Origin of the sequence: Bifidobacterium xylocopae (assembly GCF_003315615.1) — a bacterium.
GTDB classification, from domain to species: domain Bacteria; phylum Actinomycetota; class Actinomycetes; order Actinomycetales; family Bifidobacteriaceae; genus Bombiscardovia; species Bombiscardovia xylocopae.
This window is the reverse complement of the sequence record NZ_PDCH01000008.1, coordinates 41,355-60,587: the sequence shown is the minus strand read 5'-3', so window position 1 is coordinate 60,587 and position 19,233 is coordinate 41,355. Positions and strand designations below refer to the sequence as shown.

Below are 19,233 nucleotides of genomic sequence, written 5' to 3'. Positions count from 1 at the left end.
GGCGTGGACAGCCGTAGCGCCCCAAGGCCGGTCCGCAAGCCCAGGAACATACGCGTGGAGGCCCTCCGTTTGGCCGCCATAGCCGGCATCTCCGTGTTCCATGTATTCTCGCCCTGGTTCTGGGCCGCCACCCATCCGGCTGCCGTCGACCCATCTGATGCCCTGCCCGCCTTGGTGGTCTCGGCCTTGCCCAACCGGCCGGGCTGGGCCCTGTGGCTGCTGGGTCTGATCGCCCTGCTGGGCTCCTGGGGCAACCATGTGTTCTACATGATCTCCGCCTGGTATCTGGTGCCGGGCATGGCGTCCCAGGCCGATTCCCCGGGCTACTGGCGCTCGCAGCTGCTGGCGGGGGTACGCCGCTGCCTTCCGGTGCTTGCCACAATCGCTCTGTATGCGCTGCTGCTGGTTGCGGCCAACGCTCGCTTCCATACCTTGCCCGCCGCGGGCAGGCTGCAATGGGTCGGCCCCGGTCTCGAATTCGTGTGGCTTTACATGCTGTTCGTGTTGCTGGCACCCGCCTGGGCCTGGCTCCTGCGCCGCTGTTCCGGCTCCGGCTGGGCGCGGGCCTGCGGTGTTCTGCTGCTGGTGGCCGTCCAAGTGCTCAACGGATACATCGCTTTCGTGAACCAGGGCGATACGGCGGCCCGGGGTCTGCTCGACTGGCGCAAGCAGATGAGTGCACTCACCTATCTGGTGTCCTTCGCTGTAGCCGGTGCCCTGGGGTGGGCCGTACGGCAGCGGTCACAGCCATCCGGCCGCTCCGCCTGGACCGGCTCCCTTTTCTGGGGCAGGGCCCTGGGCTGCCTACTGGTCCTCACCCTGATCCTCACCGGTTACTGGGCCATGCGCGGATCCGCTGCAGCGCTCTATGCGCTGTCTTTCAAGTCCACATCCCTGCTCGCCTTCGCACTGGCACTGGCCGCCCTGTGCTGGTGCGCCCTGCAGCCGGATAGGAGCGGTTCGACGGCGGAGCCGGCCGGTAAGGGACGAAGTGCAATCGCGGCGCTGGCCTCGGGCATTCTCGGTTTTTACATTGTTCAATCCCTGGCCCACGACTGGTGGGCGCCCGCCTGCGAGAAACTGCTGGCCGAGGCCTTGCACGGCGGGACCACGCCGGCCTTCATCGCGTTCTTCGCGGCTGGGTTGGCTTTTTCGCTCGTTTTCACCCTGATTGTGCTCCTGCTGGACCTCCTGGTGCGGCAGCCCGCCCTGCGCTTGCTGGGCCTGGGCAAGCGGCGACGTACGTGTCTGGGGTGAACCGCCCGGACATTTGCTTTTTTGTGCCTTTCTGTCTGCTTTTGTGAGTAGCGTAAGCAGTGGTAGCAAACCGGTTCGCCCAGCCCAACGGCAGGTGGATCGCGGACGGCATTTCCCCGACGAAAGGACCCTCAGATGGCCATCAATCCTCCTGTGGACGCCAGCAAGACGGCGGCCTGGGCTCAGCTCCAGCGGCACTTCGACGCGATGCAGGCCGAAGGAATCAACCTGCGCAACTGGTTCGCGGCCGATCCCGAGCGCACCGCGAAGCTCAGCTTCGAGGCGGGCGACCTGCACTTCGACCTCTCCAAGAACCTGATCAAGCCGGAGACGCTGGGGCTCTTCGCACAGCTGGCCAAGGACGTGCACCTGGACGAGCGCATCGAGCAGATGTTCACCGGCGGCCACATCAACAACACCGAGGACCGCGCTGTCCTGCACACGGCACTGCGCCGTCCCGATGACGACAAGGGCAAGCTGATCGTCGATGGCCAGGATGTGGTCAAGGATGTGCGGGAGACCCTGGAGCGGGTATACGCCTTCGCCGACCAGGTGCGTTCGGGCGAGTGGAAGGGTGTGTCCGGCAAGCGAATCGAGACCGTGGTCAACATCGGGATCGGGGGCTCCGACCTTGGGCCCGTCATGGTCTATGAGGCCCTGAAGCCCTATGCGGATGCCGGCATCTCCGCCCGCTACATCTCGAACGTCGACCCCAACGACCTGGCCGAGAAGACCAGGGACCTGGACCCCGAGACCACCCTGTTCGTGATCGTCTCCAAGACCTTCTCCACCCTGGAGACCCTGACCAACGCCCGGGAGGCCCGCGCCTGGCTGCTGGGCAGGCTGAAGTCCAAGGGCGTCATCGACGGGTCGGACGCCTCCTGCGCCGAAGCCGTCAAGCGCCACTTCATCGCCGTTTCCACGGCCCTTGACAAGGTTGAGGCCTTCGGCATCGATCCGGCCAACGCATTCGGCTTCTGGAACTGGGTGGGCGGCCGCTACTCGGTGGACTCCGCCGTGGGCACCTCGCTGGCCATCGTCTTCGGGCCCAAGCGCTTCGAGGAGTTCCTGCAGGGCTTCCATGCGATCGACACCTATTACCGAACCACCCCGTTCGAGCGCAACGTGGTGGCGCTCATGGGCCTGATGAACGTGTGGTACGTCAACTTCTTCGGTGCCCACTCCCATGCGGTCCTGCCCTATGACCAGTACCTGCACCGCTTCCCGGCATACCTGCAGCAGCTCACGATGGAGTCCAACGGCAAGTCCGTGCGCTGGGACGGCACGCCCGTCACCACGCAGACCGGCGAAATCTTCTGGGGTGAGCCCGGCACCAACGGCCAGCACGCCTTCTACCAGCTGATTCACCAGGGCACCCGTCTGATCCCGGCCGACTTCATCGCCTTCGCGAATACGCCGAATCCGGCCAAGGACGGCGACCAGGACGTGCATGAGCTCCTTCTGGCCAACTACTTCGCCCAGACAAAGGCCTTGGCTTTCGGCAAGACGGCCGACGAGGTGCGTGCCGAAGGCACTGCGGAGGCCATCGTCCCCGCCCGTGTCTTCACCGGCAACCGTCCCACCACCTCCATCTTCGGACAGGCGCTCACACCTTATTCCCTGGGTGAGCTGATCGCTCTCTATGAGCACATCACGCTGACCGAGGGCACGGTCTGGGGGATCGACTCCTACGACCAGTGGGGTGTGGAGCTGGGTAAGAAGCTGGCCCAGGAAATCACCCCCGCCATCTCCAAGGACGACGCGGCCCTGGCCGGACAGGACCAGTCCACCCGTGCGCTGATCGCCTTCTACAGGGCCCACCGCAACTGAGCTGGGTCGGCCCCGCCTCCGACGGGCGGGGCCTGCCTTGGAGCGCGGCGCGCCCGCTGCCGCATTCCCCCGGCCTGATCGTGGCCACGGCCGGGCATGGGTGGAAACGGGTCCTGCGCAGGGGGTAGAATGGTTACCTGTCATGCCGGGAGGTGGGCTGCCGCATAGGCCCCCTCCACTTGGGTCCAGCCGGTAGAACCGGCGGATCGGCGATTCCCTGTGGGCTGACCTGCAGGGCTCGGATGCGGGCGTCGGCCTTATGGGCCGGCCGCCCTTGAATACAGTACGCTGATATGCGGCGGCGACGGAGGTGGACATGAACGCCATTGAGCAATTCGACGCCAAGCACATGAAGGGCGAGGAGGAGATTCCCTCCTTCCGCCCCGGCGACACCGTCGAGGTGAATGTGAACATCCGCGAGGGTGACCACACCCGAATCCAGACCTTCACCGGCATCGTCATCGCCCGTTCGGGCAAGGGCGTTCGTGAGACGATCCTGGTGCGCAAGATCAGCTTCGGAGTCGGTGTGGAGCGTCGCTTCCCCCTGCATTCCCCGCAGATCGAATCGATCAAGGTCACCCGCCATGGTCGTGTCCGTCGCGCCAAGCTCTATTACCTGCGCAACCTGCGCGGCAAGGCCGCTCGTATCCCCGAGCGTCGTGAGCCCAAGGCCGGCCAGGCCAAGTGAGCCGGTTCGGGTCCCCGGGAGTGCCCCGGCGGGTCCGCCCGTTCCGTCGCTCCTAGAGGGAGCCTGTGAAAGGCCCGGAAGCCGCAAGGCTTTCGGGCCCTTCCTGTTGTATGCTGCCAGAGGGCGGTTCGCCCACGGGTGGGGTCGGTCGATGCGGGGTTGCGACTTTCCCCGCCTGCGTGCTCTTAGGAGGGAATATGGACAGGAGAGGCGACGGCCGTATTCGCCGTGCCCGGCCTGCCGGGCCGGCACCCCCTCCTCAACTCCCGGTCCTTGCCCCGCGTTCCGGTGATGATGTCCGCAAGGCCTTCGAACTCCATCCACGACATGCCTCACGCCTGGTCCTGCCTGATTCGATACGCCATGAACTCGGCGAGGTCGTCCGCAAACTGCTGCTGGCCTGCCTGCTGCCGATCCTGCTGGTCCTGGGGACGCGCATCTTCCTCCTGGGGCAGTACTCCATCCCGTCCGGCTCCATGGAGAACACGCTCGCAGTCAGCGACCGGGTGATCACCACCCAGAATCTGACCCTGAACCGGGGCGGGCTCAGGCGCGGTGACATCATCGTCTTCCGTGATCCGGCCGGCTGGCTGGGTTCGGAAGGAGCGGGCCCGGATTCGCGCGACGACTTCCTGATCAAACGCCTGATCGGCCTGCCCGGCGATCGGGTCGCCTGCGAGGGTGGGGGGCATCCGATCACGGTCAACGGCTCGCCCATCGACGAATCCTCCTATCTCAAGCCTGGTGCGGAGCCCAGTGCCTTCGCCTTCGATGTGGCCGTCCCAGCCGGCCACCTGTTCGTTTTGGGTGACAACCGCGCCAATTCAGCAGATTCCCGATACCATCGCGGTGATGGTGCCGACGGTATGGTGCCCGTGGCCAATGTGACGGGCGTGGCGGTGTTCACCTGTTGGCCCGTCGGGCATGTCAGACGGCTTGACGACGGCCATGGGCCCTTCGCTTCGGTGCCGGACATCGGGAGCGGGGACGGACCGTCCGGGCGTGTGTTCGGAGGTGAGCGATGAAGGCCCGCAGGAAGCCTCCCAGCCTGGATGTCGAGGCCGCCTTGGCCCGGCAGGGTGCCGAATGGGTGGTCGGCTTGGACGAGGTGGGCCGTGGGGCCCTGGCCGGTCCGGTCATGGTCGGGGCAGTGGCCCTCAGGTCGGACCATCTGGCTGAGCTCGTGGTCCCGGAGGGGCTGGCCGACTCCAAGTTGCTGACCCCGGCGGCCCGCGAGGGCATGGTCCAGTCCCTGGAAGGCTGGGCGGCGTCCTGGGCCGTAGGTTCGGCCAGCAACCAGGAAATCGACCAGTGGGGGATCATGCATGCCCTAGGCCTGGCGGCACTGCGGGCCTTGGAGCATGTGGAAGGACAGCTCGAGGCTGCCGGCCGGCCGCTCGCAGACGGGGGTGTGGATGCCCCCCGTATCGCCGCCATCCTCGATGGCCCCTATGACTATATCGGCAAGGCCATGGGCACCCTGGACGCCCCGTCGCTGCCCCTGTACCCGGGTGTGACGACCAAGGTCAAGGCCGACGCCTCCTGCGCCAGCGTCGCCTGCGCCTCGGTCATCGCCAAGGTGACCCGGGACCGGCTCATGGTGGAACTGGCGCAGGGCCACCCCGAATACGCGCCTTATGGCTGGGAGCGGAACAAGGGGTATGGTTCGCGCGCCCATCAGGAGGCCATCGCCCGCCTGGGCCCCACCGCCTACCACCGTCTGTCCTGGCACCTGGCCTGAGGGGCGGAGGCTTTTGGGTGCGCCACCGGAAGGGGTAGTAAGCTCGGAAGGGCCGCTTTGGGCGGTCAGCGCAAAGGAGGCCGGGATATGGCGACGACCAGGAAGGGCAGCAACCGCCCGTCCATCTTCCAGGTGGCGCAGCTGGCCGGGGTCTCCCACCAGACCGTATCCCGGGTCATCAACCATTCGCCTGACGTCTCCGCCCGGACCCGTGCCAAGGTCCAGGCCGCTATTGGACAGTTGGGCTACCGGCCGAGCAACTCGGCCCGCGCCCTTGCCTCCGCCCGCTCACGCACAATCGGCCTGATCGCCGGCGGTGTGGACCATTTCGGCCCGGTCTCGTCGATCACCTCCATCGAGTCGATCGCCAGGGAGCACGGGTTGTTCATGTCGGTGATGATGGTGGACGAGGCCCATTGCACGCAGACCGACTTCGAGGCCATGTGCGAAGGGTTCCTGCAGCAGAACGTGGACGCATTCATATTCCTGACCCCCACCGATGCCATGTTCGAGGCAGCTTGCAGGGCGCAGGTGAGCCAGCCCAGGGTGGTGGTCACCTCCACCCACGGTGCTGTGCGGGCGGACGAGGCGCCGGGCCTGTCCCGGCGTTCCAGCAGGATCGCCCTCACCGGCATCGACCAGTGGGGCGCGGTGCAGGATGTGGCCAGGCTCCTGGTTTCGCGTGGCCATCGCACCGCCTTGTACATAGCCGGTCCGGCCGAGTGGCGGGATGCCGCGACCCGCCTGGATTCCTGGCGCGCCGCAGCCCTGCACCATCGGATACGCACCGCTGTGGTCCACACCCGTTCCTGGCAGGCCCGGGAGTCCTACGCCCTGATGAACCACCTGATCGATGAGCGGGGGATGAGCGGCGCCGCCCTGCCCTCGGTCGTGGTCACGGCCGACGACAACCAGGCCGTGGGCGCCGCCCGGGCCTTGCACGAGCATGGCCTTCGCATCCCGCATGACATCTCCCTGGTGGGGTTCGACGATATGCCGTCGGTGGACAACATGCTGCCGCCCCTGACCACGGTCCACCCGCGGTTCGAGGACTTGGGCGCGGCCACCATGCGCCAGGTCCTGGCCCTGACCGACCAGGGGCAGCCGGCTGAATTCCCGGTCAACCGGCACGGGGTAGGGCTGATCAAGGCCGATCTGGTCCTGCGCTCGTCCCTGGGTCACGCCGTCCGCCACCTGTAGCGCCCGTCCGCGGCTTGCCCGCACCCGTATATGGGGTTATAATCAAGTCAGCAATGTGAGCGCTCACAATCGCGTGTTTCCAACAGGTCCGGGAGCGGTTCCAGGAGGCCGGCGGGGGGCGTGAACCGGTTACAAAGGAGTCCACCAATGGTCAATCCGATTGCACAGGAACCCACGCGGGACGAAGCGGCAGGGGCCATCGAAGAGGGGCGCACCCGTCTGGGAATCGAGTTCGGCTCCACCCGCATCAAGGCCGTCCTGATCGATGAAAACTGCAGGACCCTGGCCTCCGGTGATTACGGCTGGGAGAACCAGCTGGTGGATGGCCTCTGGACATACCCCCTGGAGGATGTCTGGCGGGGACTGCAAGCCGCCTATGGCGCACTGGCCGCAGATGTCAGGGATCGCTACGGCTGCGGCCTGGCAAGAATCGGCGCGATGGGCTTCTCCGCGATGATGCACGGCTACCTGGCCTTCGATGCTGCAGGTGAGCTCCTGGTGCCCTTCCGCACCTGGCGCAACACCAACACCGGCCGTGCCCATCGCGAACTCTCCGAGCTCTTCGGCTTCAACATCCCGGAACGTTGGTCGATCGCCCATCTCTACCAGGCCATCCTGGACGGGGAGCCGCACGTGCCGCATGTGGCCTTCTTCACCACCCTTGCCGGCTACGTGCACTGGCGGCTGACCGGCGAAAAGGTCATCGGCATCGGCGACGCCTCCGGCATGTTCCCCATCGACTCCGATAAGCGCGTCTTCGACCAGGGCATGCTGGACCTGTTCCGGGGCCTGCCCGAGGTGGCCGCCCAGCCTTGGGACATCGCCGATCTGCTGCCCAAGCCCATGGTGGCCGGCCAGGACGCTGGCTCTCTGACCACAGAGGGAGCCCGGCTCCTGGACCCGACAGGCACCTTGGAGGCAGGCTGTCCGCTGGCCCCTCCCGAAGGGGATGCGGGCACCGGCATGGTGGCGACCAACGCCGTGCGGCCCCGCACCGGCAATGTCTCCGCCGGTACCTCGATCTTCGCCATGGTGGTGCTGGAGCGGCGGCTGAAGGCTCTGCACCCGGAGGTCGATCCGGTCACCACCCCTGCCGGCGACCCGGCCGGCATGAGCCATGCCAACAACTTCACCTCGGACCTGAACGCCTGGGCCAAGGTCTTCGCAGACTTCGCCAAGGCCGCCGGATTCAGCATCGGCGCAGATGACCTGTACGGCACCCTCTTCCGTGCGGCCTTGCAAGGCGAGCCGGATGCCGGCGGGCTGATCAACTACTGCTTCTACTCGGGAGAGTTCCTGGCCGGCCTGGACGAAGGCCGTCCGGTCTTCGCGCGCGGTCCGGAGAGCCGGATGGGATTGGGCAATTTCATGCGCGCCCAGCTGCTCTCCGCCTTCTCGCCGGTCAAGATCGGCATGGACGTGATGACCAAGGACGAAGGCGTGCAGGTGGACTCCCTGGTGGGCCACGGCGGTGTGTTCACCACTCCCAAGGTGGCGCAGAAGATCCTGGCCGCCGCGTTCGACGCCCCGATCAAGGTCATGTCCACCGCAGCGGAGGGCGGGGCCTGGGGAATGGCCGTTCTGGCCGACTACCTGGGCCACGCCGAACTGGGTCTGGCGGACTACCTGGACCAACGGGTCTTCGCGGCCGTCGAATCCACGACCGAACAGCCCGATGGGAGGGATGTGGAGGGCTTCGAGACCTTCTTCCGCCGCTGGCGGCGGGGTCTGCCCATTGAGCGGGCCGCGATCGGGGCCATACCCCTGCAATCCTGATCACCGCAGCCCCCACGGGCTGATGCGTCGCCCGGATCGGTTGCGAAACACGTTGTGCAGTTGACATCAATACGGATAGGAGTTGTCATGGCTACATTGGCTGATTTCTCGCCGGAGGTGCGGGCCGAGGTCAAGCAGGTGCGCGAGCAGGTGGCCAGCCTGCATGAGCAGCTGATCAAGTGGAATCTGGTGGTCTGGACCGCCGGTAACGTCTCCCAGCGTCTGCACACCGCCGACCTGATGGTGATCAAGCCTTCGGGCGTGCGTTACGAATACCTGACCCCCCGGTCCATGGTGGTCACCGACCTGGAGGGCAACGTGGTCGACGGAGCGGAGGCTCCCAGTTCCGACACCGCCTCCCATGCCTATATTTACCGGCACATGCCCGACGTGTACGGTGTCGTGCACACCCACTCCACGTATGCGACGGCTTGGGCCGCGACCGGCAGGAACATCCCCTGCGGCCTGACCATGATGGGTGATGAGTTCGGTGGTCCGGTCCCTGTGGGGCCCTTCCGCCTGATCGGTTCCGAGGAGATCGGCAAGGGTGTGGTCGATACCCTCAAGCAGTACCCCCACTCGCCGGCGGTCCTGATGCAGAACCATGGCCCCTTCACCATCGGTCGGGACGCGGAGGCGGCGGTCAAGGCGGCCGCCATGACGGAGGAGGTGGCGCATACCATGTGGGCGGCATCCCAACTGGGGGACATCATCGAGATCGATCCGGCCGACATCGCCAAGCTCAACGACCGCTACCAGAACGTCTACGGTCAGCACTGAGCCTGGCGTTTCGAACCATTTCCAGCAGCAGCAAGCAAGCAAAGGAAGTACATTATGAGTATGAAGGACCCCTTCGAAGGCAAGGAGATCTGGTTCGGCGTCGGTTCGCAGGACCTCTACGGCGAGGATGCCCTACGCCAGGTGGCTGAGCAGTCCACGGCAATCGCCGACGCACTCAACAGGACGGGCAGGATCCCGGTCAAGCTGGTCCTGAAGCCCACCCTCAAGTCCTCCGACGGCATCAAGCGGTTCATGACCGAGGCTTCGGCGGACCCGGCCTGCATCGGCGTGGTGGCATGGATGCACACCTTCTCACCGGCCAAGATGTGGATTCGTGGGCTGGAAGTGCTGACCAAGCCCCTGCTTCAGCTGAACACCCAGCACCATTTCGAGATCCCCTGGGACACCATCGACATGGACTTCATGAACCTGAACCAGTCGGCCCACGGTGACCGCGAGTTCGGCTACATCCTGTCCCGCCTGGGTATCCCGCGCAAGATCGTGGTCGGCCACTATACGGATCCCGAGGTGGCCGAACGCATCGGCACATGGGCGCGCGCCTGCGCAGGATGGGACGCGGCTCAGACCATGCGCGTGATGCGCTGGGGCGACAACATGCGCAATGTGGCTGTCACCGAAGGCGACAAGACGGAGGCGGAGCGTGTGTTCGGCAGTCAGGTCAACACCTGGGCCGTCAACGAGCTGGTCTCCTATGTGGACAAGGTCAAGGATGACCAGGTCAAGGCGCTGATCGAGGACTACAAGGCCAAGTACGACGTGGCCCCCGAGCTCCTGGACGCCCGCTATGACGAGCTCTTCACCGCCGCCAGGGAAGAGGCCGGCATGGTCAACATGATGGAGGACTATGGGGCCACAGCCGCGGTCGACAACTTCGAGGACCTGGGCAGGCTCAGCCAACTGCCGGGCGTGGGAGCCCAGCGTCTGCCCTCCGAGCATGGATACGGCTTCTCGGCCGAGGGGGACTGGAAGACCGCCATGCTGGTGCGCATCGGCTCGGTCATGGGCGCCGGTCTGCAGGGCGGGGCTTCCCTGATGGAGGACTATTCCTATAACTTCGTACCCGGCCATGAGGAGATCATGGGTTCGCACATGCTCGAGGTCTCACCGGCTGTGGGCTTCATGGCCAAGCCCAAGCTGGAGATCCACCCGCTGGGCATCGGCGGCAAGTCCGATCCGGTTCGCCTGGTCTTCTCCGTGGCCCCGCACAAGGACGCGGTCGTGGTCTCCATGGCCGACATGCGTGAGCGCTTCCGTCTGGTCATGAATGTGGTCGACGTGGTCGAGCCCGATGGATCCCTCAAGGTGCTGCCGACCGCCCGCGCCCTGTGGAAGCCGCAGCCGAGCCTGAAGGTGTCCGCCGAATGCTGGCTGCGTTCGGGCGCCGCCCATCACACCTGCATGACCACTTCTGTGGGCCGCGAGGCTTGGGAGGACTTCGCCCGTATCGCAGGCGTCGAACTGGCGGTGATCGACGGATCCACCGAGCCCGCCCGCTTCGAGAAGGACCTGAAGATGGAGGAGATCTACCGTCGGCTGAATGATCGCCACTGATCCGGAGGGACCGGCAGGAGGGCCGGCCGCCGCGCTTCGCGACGGCCGGCCCTCCGTCGTCCCCCGTCCTGGCACATTCGACCACATGTCCTGACCGGTGCCGGTCGGGTCGCAGGTCCTACTAGAGTGGTCCTGACGACGAGCGGATGACGAACCACGCCTGGGGCGCGGGACTAAGGAGAGAGCGAGCATGGGGCAGGTGCCGGGCATCGGGTTGAACGACGGGATGGTGATCCCACAGGTGGGCCTGGGCGTCCTGAGGGTGGAGGACGAGCGGACGGACGGTGTGGTCGAATCGGCCCTGGCCGTCGGTTACCGGCACATCGACACCGCGGCCGGCTACGGCAACGAGGCCGGCGTGGGCCGGGGGCTGGTCCGGGCTGGATACGCCGATGGCGACAGACGCAAGGATCTGTGGCTGACCACCAAACTCAAGGATTCCGAGCAGGGGTACGATTCGACCCTGAGGGCCTTCGACCGGCAGATCGGTGCGCTGGGCACCGATTACGTGGACATGTATATGATTCACTGGCCCACGCCCTTCGACTGGCGGGCCGACCGGACCTGGCGGGCCTTCGACCGCCTGCGGGGGGAGGGGCGTGTGCGCACGCTGGGGGTGTGCAACTTCCTGCCGGATCATCTGGAACGGCTGCATGCCGAGACCGGAGAATACCCGAGCGTGGACCAGATCGAGCTGCATCCCTCATGGCAGCAGCGTGACACGGTCGCGTATTGCAAGGAGCGCGGAATCGCCGTGGAGGCATACTCACCTCTGGCCCGAGGGGCCGATCTGGAGGCGGGCGACGGCGTGATCGGGCGTATCGCCAGGTCCCATGGCGTCAGCCCGGCCCAGGTCATCCTGCGCTGGCATATCGAGAATGGCACGATCATCATCCCCAAGTCGGTCCACCGCCGGCGGCAGGAGGAGAACCTTGACCTTTTCTCCTTCCGTCTGGGAGCCGACGAGCATGAGGCGATCGACGCCCTGGACGGCCCCATCCGTGCCGGGCATGATCCCATGACCTTCACCTACGCCTGACATGGGTGGATACATGGGGCCAGACGGGCCGAATCGCCCGCGCAGACGCAGGAAGGGATACGGGGCATGGGGGAGTGCCGGACAGGGCCCGTGGAGCAGGCCGTCGCACGGTTCGGTGCGCTTCCGCTCATCCAGCCTGACCGAGCGGCTCCTGATCGCCCTGGTCCTGGCGGTCGTCGTCGGCATCACCGTCGGTCTGGTCCTGCCCCGGTTGAGCCCGCAGGTTTCCAGGATGACCGGCGGTTACACCGCCACCGGCGATGCCGCGCAGACCTTGGGCTCCCTGCCCGTGGTCGACCGGCCCAGGGTCCACCGTCACTACAACCGGGATTCCTTCGGATTCAAACAGACCGATGACGACGGGGACGGCTGCAACATCCGTGAGGATGTCCTGGCCAGGGACCTGAAAAACGTGCGGTACACCACTCAAGGCGGCTGCAAGGTGGCCAGTGGGACCCTGCAGGACCCCTACACGGGCAGGACCATCCCCTTCACCCGGGGGGTCAGGACCAGCTCGGCCGTGCAGATCGACCATGTCGTGGCCTTGGAGAACGCCTGGCGCTCCGGAGCCGCCGACTGGGACCAGGCCCGACGCTACCGACTGGGTAACGACCCATACAATCTGCTGGCCGTGGATGGGCCTTCCAACCAGGAGAAGGGTTCGGCCTCGGCGGATTACTGGTTGCCGCCCCGGGCCGAATACCACTGTGATTATGTGGCCCGGCAGATCGGTGTCAAGGCCAAGTATGGGTTGAGCGTGACCGGCCGGGAGAAGGACGCCATGCTGGCGGTCCTGCATTCCTGCCCGGGTCAGCCGGTGCCCAGCGGCTGAGGTCTGACGCAGTCCGGGACTGTATGCTGCCGGGGGAGGGGCAGGTCCGTTGCGGCATGTCGGTTCATCGGTCCGGGGGCAGTGGGTTCGGGAGCCAAGGGCCGGCGGCGCGCATTGTCGGCGCCGCCGGCCCTGCTGTATGACCGGGGATGCTGGCCCGTCAGCCTTTATCGATGGGCTTGGCGGGTGCGTTGATGGCCGGAGTGGTCATCTGCGTGGCCGCGGCCTCCTCCTTCTTGTCGGCCTCGGCCTCACTGGTTGAAGCCTTGCGCGCCGATGCGGCACCCGGAACGTGGACGAAGTGCATGTGGCGCAGGACCATACGGGTCATGGCGCGGCCGGAGCCCGCGTCCGCCCCCCGGACCCCGAAATAGACCAGGATCAGCATGCCGAAGCAGATCATGCCTGAGATGCGCAGGGCCCATTGGACGCCGAAGATGTTGGAGGCGATCTGGGTGGAGGCTCCGCCGCCGACCGACTGGTGGTGCATGGCGGTGATCGTCTCCATGAGGATGACCAGGACCGGCGCACCCACGGCGCCGGCGATCTGCCGGGCCGTGTTGGTCACGGCAGAACCGGCGGACAGATCCTTGGGCGGCAGGTTGTTCAGGGACCAGGTGGTCAGCGGCATCAGGGTGAAGCCCATGCCGATCTGGCGAGTGAATTGGAGTATGGAGACCATGCCGATCCAAGTGGTCGAACCGATCATGCTCATCCCGACGGTGCCGAGGAACAGAATGGTGCAGCCGGTCAGGGCAACGGGCCGTGCACCCATCCGGTCAAGGAGCCGGCCCCCGAAGAACTGGGCGATGGCGGTGCCGATCGCGCCCGGCAGCATGACCAATCCGGACATGGTGGCGGAGAAACCCCGGTCTGTCTGGATGTAGAGGGGGAGGATGACGGTCACCGAGCTGAAGGCGAAGAATGACAGGGAGGCGATGGCGGTGCCGACCGTGAAGTTCTTGACCTTCAATACGCGAAGGTCAAGCAGGGGCTTGCTCCGGTGGAGCTGGCGGAGGACGAACCAGACGATGCCCACCAGGCCGATGGCCATCGGCAGCCAGACCATGGGATTGGCCATGGGGAAGTTCTCGATGTTGGTGAATCCGAACATGAGCCCGCCGAAGCCGAAGATCGAGAGGGCCACCGAGAAGAAGTCGGTCCTGATCGTCTTGTCCGTCTCGCCGAAGTTATGCAGCCAGAAGGTGGAAGCGACCAGACCGATGAGCCCCAGGACCGTCAGCGACAGGAAGATGGAGCGCCAGCCATGCGAGTCGGTCTGCCAGCCTCCGAAGGTGGGGCCGATCGCCGGGGCGACGCTCATGGCCACGCCCACTGTGCCCATGGCCATGCCTCGTTTTGCCAGCGGATAGATGGAGAAGACCGTGATCTGCAGGACCGGCCACATGGTGCCCGTGCCGACCGCCTCCAGTATGCGCCCCAGGAGCACAAGGGCGAAGGAGGTGGACTGCCAGCTCAGAATCGAGCCGAGTGTGAAGACCGCCATCGAGGTGATGACGATCTGCCGCGTGGAGAAGCGCTTGGTAAGGAAGCCGGTGAGCGGAACCATCACGCCCATCACCAACTGGAAGACGGAGGTGAGCCACTGCCCGGTCGTCAGCGTGATGCCGAACTCGCCCACAATCGTCGGCAGGGCCGAAGCCAGCTGGAGCTGGGTGAAGTTGCCCAGAAAGGTGATCGCAGTAAGGATGGACAGGGATATCAGAGCCGGCCGGGTCAGGTGGCCGTCGGTGAAGGCCGCTTCCCTGCTGAGCGCCTGCTTGCTTGCAGCCAGCTCCGGTTTCCTCATTCGCAACCACTTCCTCTGCTCTATCAGAATGTGCCGGGCGCCTCGGACGGCCTGACCGGATCCATTAGTTTTATCATGCCTGCCGCGACGGCGTTTCGCCGGCCGAATGACAGCGGTGCTGCCGGCTGGATTCCGCTGTCGGGAAAGGCAGCAGGCGTGGCCATGCTGTTCCTTTGATGAATATCTGGAGAGATGTTCCAGAATCACTCAATCACATTGCCCAGACCGGGATGGCGGCTCCTACGATTCATCATCAGGTCCGGTTAAGCTTATCCATGGACGTGTGCCCATGACGGCCGAGGAGGAGCATGAGTAAGCCGGTTTTCGCCCGGGTGGTGGCTGTGCTGACCGCCTCAGCGCTGGCCTTTGCCCTGGCCGCATGCGGCGATAACGCACCGTCCCCCGATCTGGCGGCGGGAGTGCTGGCCGGCGGCGGTGATGACACGTTTGCGGGGGAGGTGGCCGGCTCGGGCGCCTCTTCCCAGCAGTCGGCTGACGAGGCCTGGATCGCGGCTTTCCATGCCGCCCATCCATCCGCCCGTATCTCGTACGACCCAGCCGGCTCCGGTGCCGGGGTCACGGCTTTCCTGTCCGGATCAGTCGTCTGGGCGGGTACCGACGAACCGTTGAGTCAGTCCCAGGTGGACCGGTCCCGGGGTGTTTGCGCACGCGGCACGGCGTTCGAGGTGCCGGTCTATGCCACCCCCATCGCCCTGGCTTATAATCTCCCTTCCCTGCAAGAGGGCGGTGCGGGCGCACACCTGCATATGGATCCGACGGCTGTAGCCCAGATCTTCGAGGGGGGCATCACCCGCTGGAACGACGTCCGCCTGGCCCGGTTGAACCCGGGTGTGCAACTGCCGGACCTGCCGATCACCGTGGTCCATCGCTCGGACAAATCCGGCACAACCAAGACTCTCACTTCGTATCTGGAAGCCGCCGCCGGCCCAGCCTGGCCCCACCGGCCCGGTGAGAACTGGCCCAATGAGGTTGGACAAGGCGCCAAGGGTACGGCCGGCCTCGTCATGACCCTGTCGCAGGCGGAAGGCACCTTCGGGTATGCGGACGCGGCCCAGGCGGTTGGTCTGGGAACCGTGGCGCTCAAAGTGGGCGGCGGGTTCGTCACGGCTTCGGCCGAGGGGGCGGCCAAGGCCATGGACCAATCCCGCTTCAGGGACCGGTCCGAGGGCTCCCTGCGCCAGGTCCTGGACGTGGATTACGCCACCCGGGAGCCGGACGCCTACCCGCTGCTCCTGGTCTCCTATGATGTCGTCTGCAGGGCCTACGAGCGCGATCCGAATGGACGCAAGGCCGCCTTCGCCAAGTCCTGGTTGACCTATCTCCTTTCACAGGAGGGGCAGCGGGCATCCGAGACCAACGCCGGGTCGGCCCCCTTGAGTCCGGCCGTGCGCCAACGTGTCATGTCCTCGGTGGAAGCCATCGAGGCGTCATGAGACAGGGGGAGGAGCCGATGGTGGATGAGCACGGAGTGGCGGCAGGCATGGATGGCTCAGCAGTCCCGGTCGGCGGGGCCGATGGCCATGAAGGCGCCGACCGTTCGGGACAGAGGGCCGACAGGATCTTCAAAGCCTTGGCCTGGGGGGCGGGCCTCCTGATTTTCGCGGCCCTCGCGGCCGTAACGCTCTTCCTGGTCCTGCGCGCCCTGCCGGCCTTCACCGGTGACCCCTCCGAGCGCAGCTCCGCGCTCGAATCCCTCTCCGGAGGCCGTTCGTCCTCCTTCCTGACGTATGTAGGGCCCTTGCTGTTCGGCACGGTCCTGATCGCCGGCCTGGCCCTTTTGCTGGCCTTTCCGGTCTCGGTGGGCATCGCTCTGTTCATCACTTATTATGCTCCCCGACGCCTGGCTTCGGCGCTGTCTGCCGTGATCGACCTCCTGGCAGCCATTCCGTCCGTCATATACGGCCTGTGGGGGGCGCTGCTGCTCGTGCCGGCCATCACCGGCTTCTGGTCCTGGCTCTCCCGATGGCTGGGCTGGATTCCACTTTTCGCCGGACCCGTAGCCGCCCCCGCACGGTCGGCGGCCACGGTCGCCCTGGTCCTGGCGGTCATGATCGTGCCGATCATCACATCGGTGGGCCGGGACATCTTCGCCCAGGCGCCACGCCTGCAACGCGAGGCCGCCCTGGCCCTGGGCGCCACCAAATGGGAGACGATCCGCCTGGCCGTCCTGCCCTTCGGGCGGGCCGGCCTGATCTCCGCGTCCATGCTGGGCCTGGGCCGCGCCCTGGGTGAGACCATGGCCGTACTGATGATCCTCTCGCCCGGACTGACATACTCGGTACGCCTGCTCAGGGCCTCCGCCAACCAGACCATCGCAGCGAACATCGCCGCCCAGTTCCCCGAGGCCGACTCCATGGGTGTGGCCACCCTGGTCGCCACCGGTCTGGTGCTGTTCGCCATCACCTTCCTGGTCAACTATGCGGCACGGCGCATCACGGCGAAGGGGGGCGACCAATGAATCCGGTGAGCCAACGGCAACCTGCGGCGCGGGGCATCCCCCCAGCAGGACCCCGTTCGGAAGCGGAAAGGGCCGCCAAACCGGTCATCGACTTCGACCGCTTCCGTCCAACGCGTTCCTCGATTCGCGCCCGAAAGCGCCACAACCTGTTCATGACCGGGCTGATCGCCCTGTCCTTCCTCCTGGCGCTCATCCCGCTGGCATCCGTCCTGTGGGCCAGCCTTTCGCGCGGCGCCAGGCGCCTCAACTGGGATTTCCTGACCCATAACATGTCCGGTGTCGTGGGTGGCAGCCCCACGGCCACCGGCGGTCACGGCGGCATCCTGCACGCGGTCGTCGGCACCCTGGAGGTCACCGCCGGTGCCATGGTCATTTCGGTTCCGATCGGCGTGATGTGCGCGGTCTTCCTGGTCGAGTACGCCTCGGGCTCCCGCCTGGCCGGCGCCATCTCCCTGCTGGTGGACGTCATGAGCGGCATTCCATCGATCGTGGCGGGCCTGTTCGCCTTCTCCATGTTCGCCGCCATCGCCGGGCCCGGCACGGTGAACGGCTTCTCCGGCTCGGTGGCCCTTTCCCTGCTTATGATCCCCACGGTCGTCAAAACCAGCGAGGACATGCTCAGGGTGGTGCCCACCGACCTGCGCGAGGCGGCCTATGCCCTGGGGGTGACCCAACAGCGCACGATCACCAGGATCGTCCTACGCACGGCCCTGCCCGGCATCGTGTCGGGCGTTATCCTGGCCATCGCCCGTGTGATCGGCGAGACGGCGCCCCTGCTCATCGCATCCGGCTTCATCGCCTCCACCAATCCCAACCTTTTCTCGGGGCGCATGACCACCTTGCCGGTCTACGTCTACAACGAGTTCTCCCAGGGTCTGGCGGTCTGCGGGCCGGGCTCGGCCGAGGGCTGCGTGGCCGGCATCCGCATGGAGCGGGCCTGGGCCGCAGCGCTCGCGTTGATTATCATTGTCCTGATCCTCAACCTGCTGGGACGCCTCGTGGCAAGGGTCTTTGCAGTGAAAGCGGACAAGTAACCATGGATAGAGTCATACGAATCGGTTCCTGCCAGGCAGGGGAGGCGGCGCACTAATGGGACAAAGGATCGACATCAACCACCTGAATGTCTACTACGGTGACTTCCTGGCCGTGCAGGACGTGAACATGGTCATCAAGCCAAACAAGGTCACGGCTTTCATCGGACCATCCGGCTGTGGCAAATCGACCGTGCTGCGCACCCTGGACCGGATGCATGAGATCACGCCCGGTGCCCACGTGACCGGACAGGTCCTGCTGGAGGGCCAGGATCTCTACGCACCGGACGTGGATCCGGTGGCGGTGCGTCGTGATGTGGGCATGGTCTTCCAGAGGGCCAACCCCTTCCCGACCATGTCGATCCGGGAGAACGTGCTGGCCGGCATCCGGCTCAACAACAAGCGCATCTCCAAGTCCGACGCCGACGACTTGGTGGAGTGGGCCCTGAAGGGCGCCAACCTCTGGAACGAGGTCAAGGATCGGCTGGACAGGCCCGGCATCGGCCTGTCCGGCGGCCAGCAGCAGCGCCTGTGCATCGCCCGGGCCGTGGCCGTCCACCCCCAGGTGCTCCTGATGGACGAGCCCTGCTCCGCCCTCGACCCCATCTCCACGCTGGCGGTGGAGGACCTGATCAACGAACTCAAGCGCGACTACACCATCGTGATCGTCACCCACAACATGCAGCAGGCCGCCCGCGTCTCCGACTACACGGCCTTCTTCAACCTGAAGGCCGTGGGCCAGCCCGGCCACCTGGTGGAGATGGACGACACCTCCACCATCTTCTCCAACCCCCACGAGGAGGACACCGAGCGCTACATCTCCGGCCGCTTCGGCTGAGCCCGCGCCGGTCCAGCGGATTCGCGCATACGCGAAAGGCCACCGGCGGGGTCCCGCCCCCGCTGATGGCCTCTCTGCTGTATTGATGGTTCGTTTCCGACCGGCGAACCGATATCGTGCCCGGCCGGACAGCCGGCTCAGGCCTTGGCCTTGCCCTCCTGCTGGGCCTTGGTCCGTCCCTGCCGGCTGCGTTCCTTGTTGACCGTTGCGGCGGCGATGCGCTCGGCGGTCTTCTCATCCTGTCCGCGCTCCTGCTCGCTGGTCTCAATATGCTGGAACTGCTTCTGGTCCTTGTCCGACCAATAATCGTTGGACCTCATCCGACGACCACCCTGCTCAGTCATGATCCCTCCAATCGAC

17 protein-coding genes are annotated in these 19,233 nt (G+C 65.9%); 15 read left to right on the top strand and 2 right to left on the bottom strand.

Annotated elements, in window-relative coordinates:
- The first annotated feature begins 3 nt into the window (after positions 1–3).
- From CRD59_RS04970 to CRD59_RS04920, 11 genes are all read left to right on the top strand, one after another.
- Positions 4–1,257 (top strand): hypothetical protein, encoded by a 1,254-nt coding sequence (locus tag CRD59_RS04970; RefSeq protein WP_127920941.1) that lies wholly within the window; start codon positions 4–6, stop codon positions 1,255–1,257.
- A gap of 135 nt (positions 1,258–1,392) precedes the next feature.
- Positions 1,393–3,087, top strand: a complete 1,695-nt coding sequence (gene pgi, locus CRD59_RS04965) for a glucose-6-phosphate isomerase (RefSeq protein ID WP_113853588.1) — start codon at positions 1,393–1,395, stop codon at positions 3,085–3,087.
- A 316-nt stretch (positions 3,088–3,403) separates the two neighbouring features.
- On the top strand, positions 3,404–3,775 hold the full coding sequence (gene rplS / locus CRD59_RS04960; RefSeq protein ID WP_113853587.1) for a 50S ribosomal protein L19: 372 nt from the start codon (positions 3,404–3,406) through the stop codon (positions 3,773–3,775).
- A 197-nt stretch (positions 3,776–3,972) separates the two neighbouring features.
- The gene (gene lepB / locus CRD59_RS04955) at positions 3,973–4,800 is read left to right on the top strand and encodes a signal peptidase I (RefSeq protein WP_113853586.1); all 828 of its coding nucleotides are present in this window, start codon (positions 3,973–3,975) and stop codon (positions 4,798–4,800) included.
- Positions 4,797–5,516, top strand: coding sequence for a ribonuclease HII (locus tag CRD59_RS04950; RefSeq protein WP_113853585.1), 720 nt, complete (start codon positions 4,797–4,799; stop codon positions 5,514–5,516). The genes lepB and CRD59_RS04950 overlap by 4 nt, the downstream gene beginning before the upstream one ends.
- A gap of 87 nt (positions 5,517–5,603) precedes the next feature.
- Entirely contained in the window at positions 5,604–6,716 is a 1,113-nt protein-coding gene (locus tag CRD59_RS04945; RefSeq protein ID WP_113853584.1) for a LacI family DNA-binding transcriptional regulator, read from the top strand.
- Between the two features lie 147 nt (positions 6,717–6,863).
- Positions 6,864–8,492, top strand: coding sequence for a xylulokinase (locus tag CRD59_RS04940; RefSeq protein ID WP_113853583.1), 1,629 nt, complete (start codon positions 6,864–6,866; stop codon positions 8,490–8,492).
- A gap of 87 nt (positions 8,493–8,579) precedes the next feature.
- Positions 8,580–9,272, top strand: coding sequence for an L-ribulose-5-phosphate 4-epimerase (locus tag CRD59_RS04935; RefSeq protein ID WP_113853582.1), 693 nt, complete (start codon positions 8,580–8,582; stop codon positions 9,270–9,272).
- A 54-nt stretch (positions 9,273–9,326) separates the two neighbouring features.
- On the top strand, positions 9,327–10,844 hold the full coding sequence (gene araA, locus CRD59_RS04930; RefSeq protein ID WP_113853581.1) for an L-arabinose isomerase: 1,518 nt from the start codon (positions 9,327–9,329) through the stop codon (positions 10,842–10,844).
- Between the two features lie 190 nt (positions 10,845–11,034).
- Positions 11,035–11,883, top strand: a complete 849-nt coding sequence (locus CRD59_RS04925; RefSeq protein WP_113853580.1) for an aldo/keto reductase — start codon at positions 11,035–11,037, stop codon at positions 11,881–11,883.
- Positions 11,884–11,896: 13 nt separating this feature from the next.
- On the top strand, positions 11,897–12,715 hold the full coding sequence (locus tag CRD59_RS04920) for an HNH endonuclease family protein (RefSeq protein ID WP_113853612.1): 819 nt from the start codon (positions 11,897–11,899) through the stop codon (positions 12,713–12,715).
- Positions 12,716–12,875: 160 nt separating this feature from the next.
- On the opposite strand, the gene CRD59_RS04915 is transcribed toward CRD59_RS04920, so the two are convergent.
- Positions 12,876–14,525, bottom strand: coding sequence for an MDR family MFS transporter (locus CRD59_RS04915; RefSeq protein WP_113853579.1), 1,650 nt, complete (start codon positions 14,523–14,525; stop codon positions 12,876–12,878).
- A 308-nt stretch (positions 14,526–14,833) separates the two neighbouring features.
- On the opposite strand from CRD59_RS04915, the gene CRD59_RS04910 reads away from it, so the two are divergent.
- Genes CRD59_RS04910 through pstB form a run of 4 tightly spaced genes read left to right on the top strand, consistent with a single transcriptional unit; the run spans position 14,834 to position 18,873 of the window.
- Positions 14,834–15,979, top strand: a complete 1,146-nt coding sequence (locus CRD59_RS04910) for a phosphate ABC transporter substrate-binding protein PstS (RefSeq protein ID WP_113853578.1) — start codon at positions 14,834–14,836, stop codon at positions 15,977–15,979.
- 47 nt (positions 15,980–16,026) lie between these two features.
- Complete coding sequence (gene pstC, locus CRD59_RS04905) at positions 16,027–17,004, top strand: phosphate ABC transporter permease subunit PstC (RefSeq protein ID WP_113853611.1); 978 nt, start codon at positions 16,027–16,029, stop codon at positions 17,002–17,004.
- A gap of 35 nt (positions 17,005–17,039) precedes the next feature.
- The gene (gene pstA, locus CRD59_RS04900) at positions 17,040–18,038 is read left to right on the top strand and encodes a phosphate ABC transporter permease PstA (RefSeq protein WP_236632732.1); all 999 of its coding nucleotides are present in this window, start codon (positions 17,040–17,042) and stop codon (positions 18,036–18,038) included.
- Positions 18,039–18,093: 55 nt separating this feature from the next.
- Positions 18,094–18,873 carry a phosphate ABC transporter ATP-binding protein PstB gene (gene pstB / locus CRD59_RS04895; protein ID WP_113853576.1) on the top strand — a complete coding sequence of 260 codons (780 nt, stop codon included), beginning with the start codon at positions 18,094–18,096 and terminating at the stop codon, positions 18,871–18,873.
- 137 nt (positions 18,874–19,010) lie between these two features.
- On the opposite strand, the gene CRD59_RS04890 is transcribed toward pstB, so the two are convergent.
- Positions 19,011–19,217, bottom strand: a complete 207-nt coding sequence (locus CRD59_RS04890) for a hypothetical protein (RefSeq protein WP_201736555.1) — start codon at positions 19,215–19,217, stop codon at positions 19,011–19,013.
- Positions 19,218–19,233: the final 16 nt, after the last annotated feature.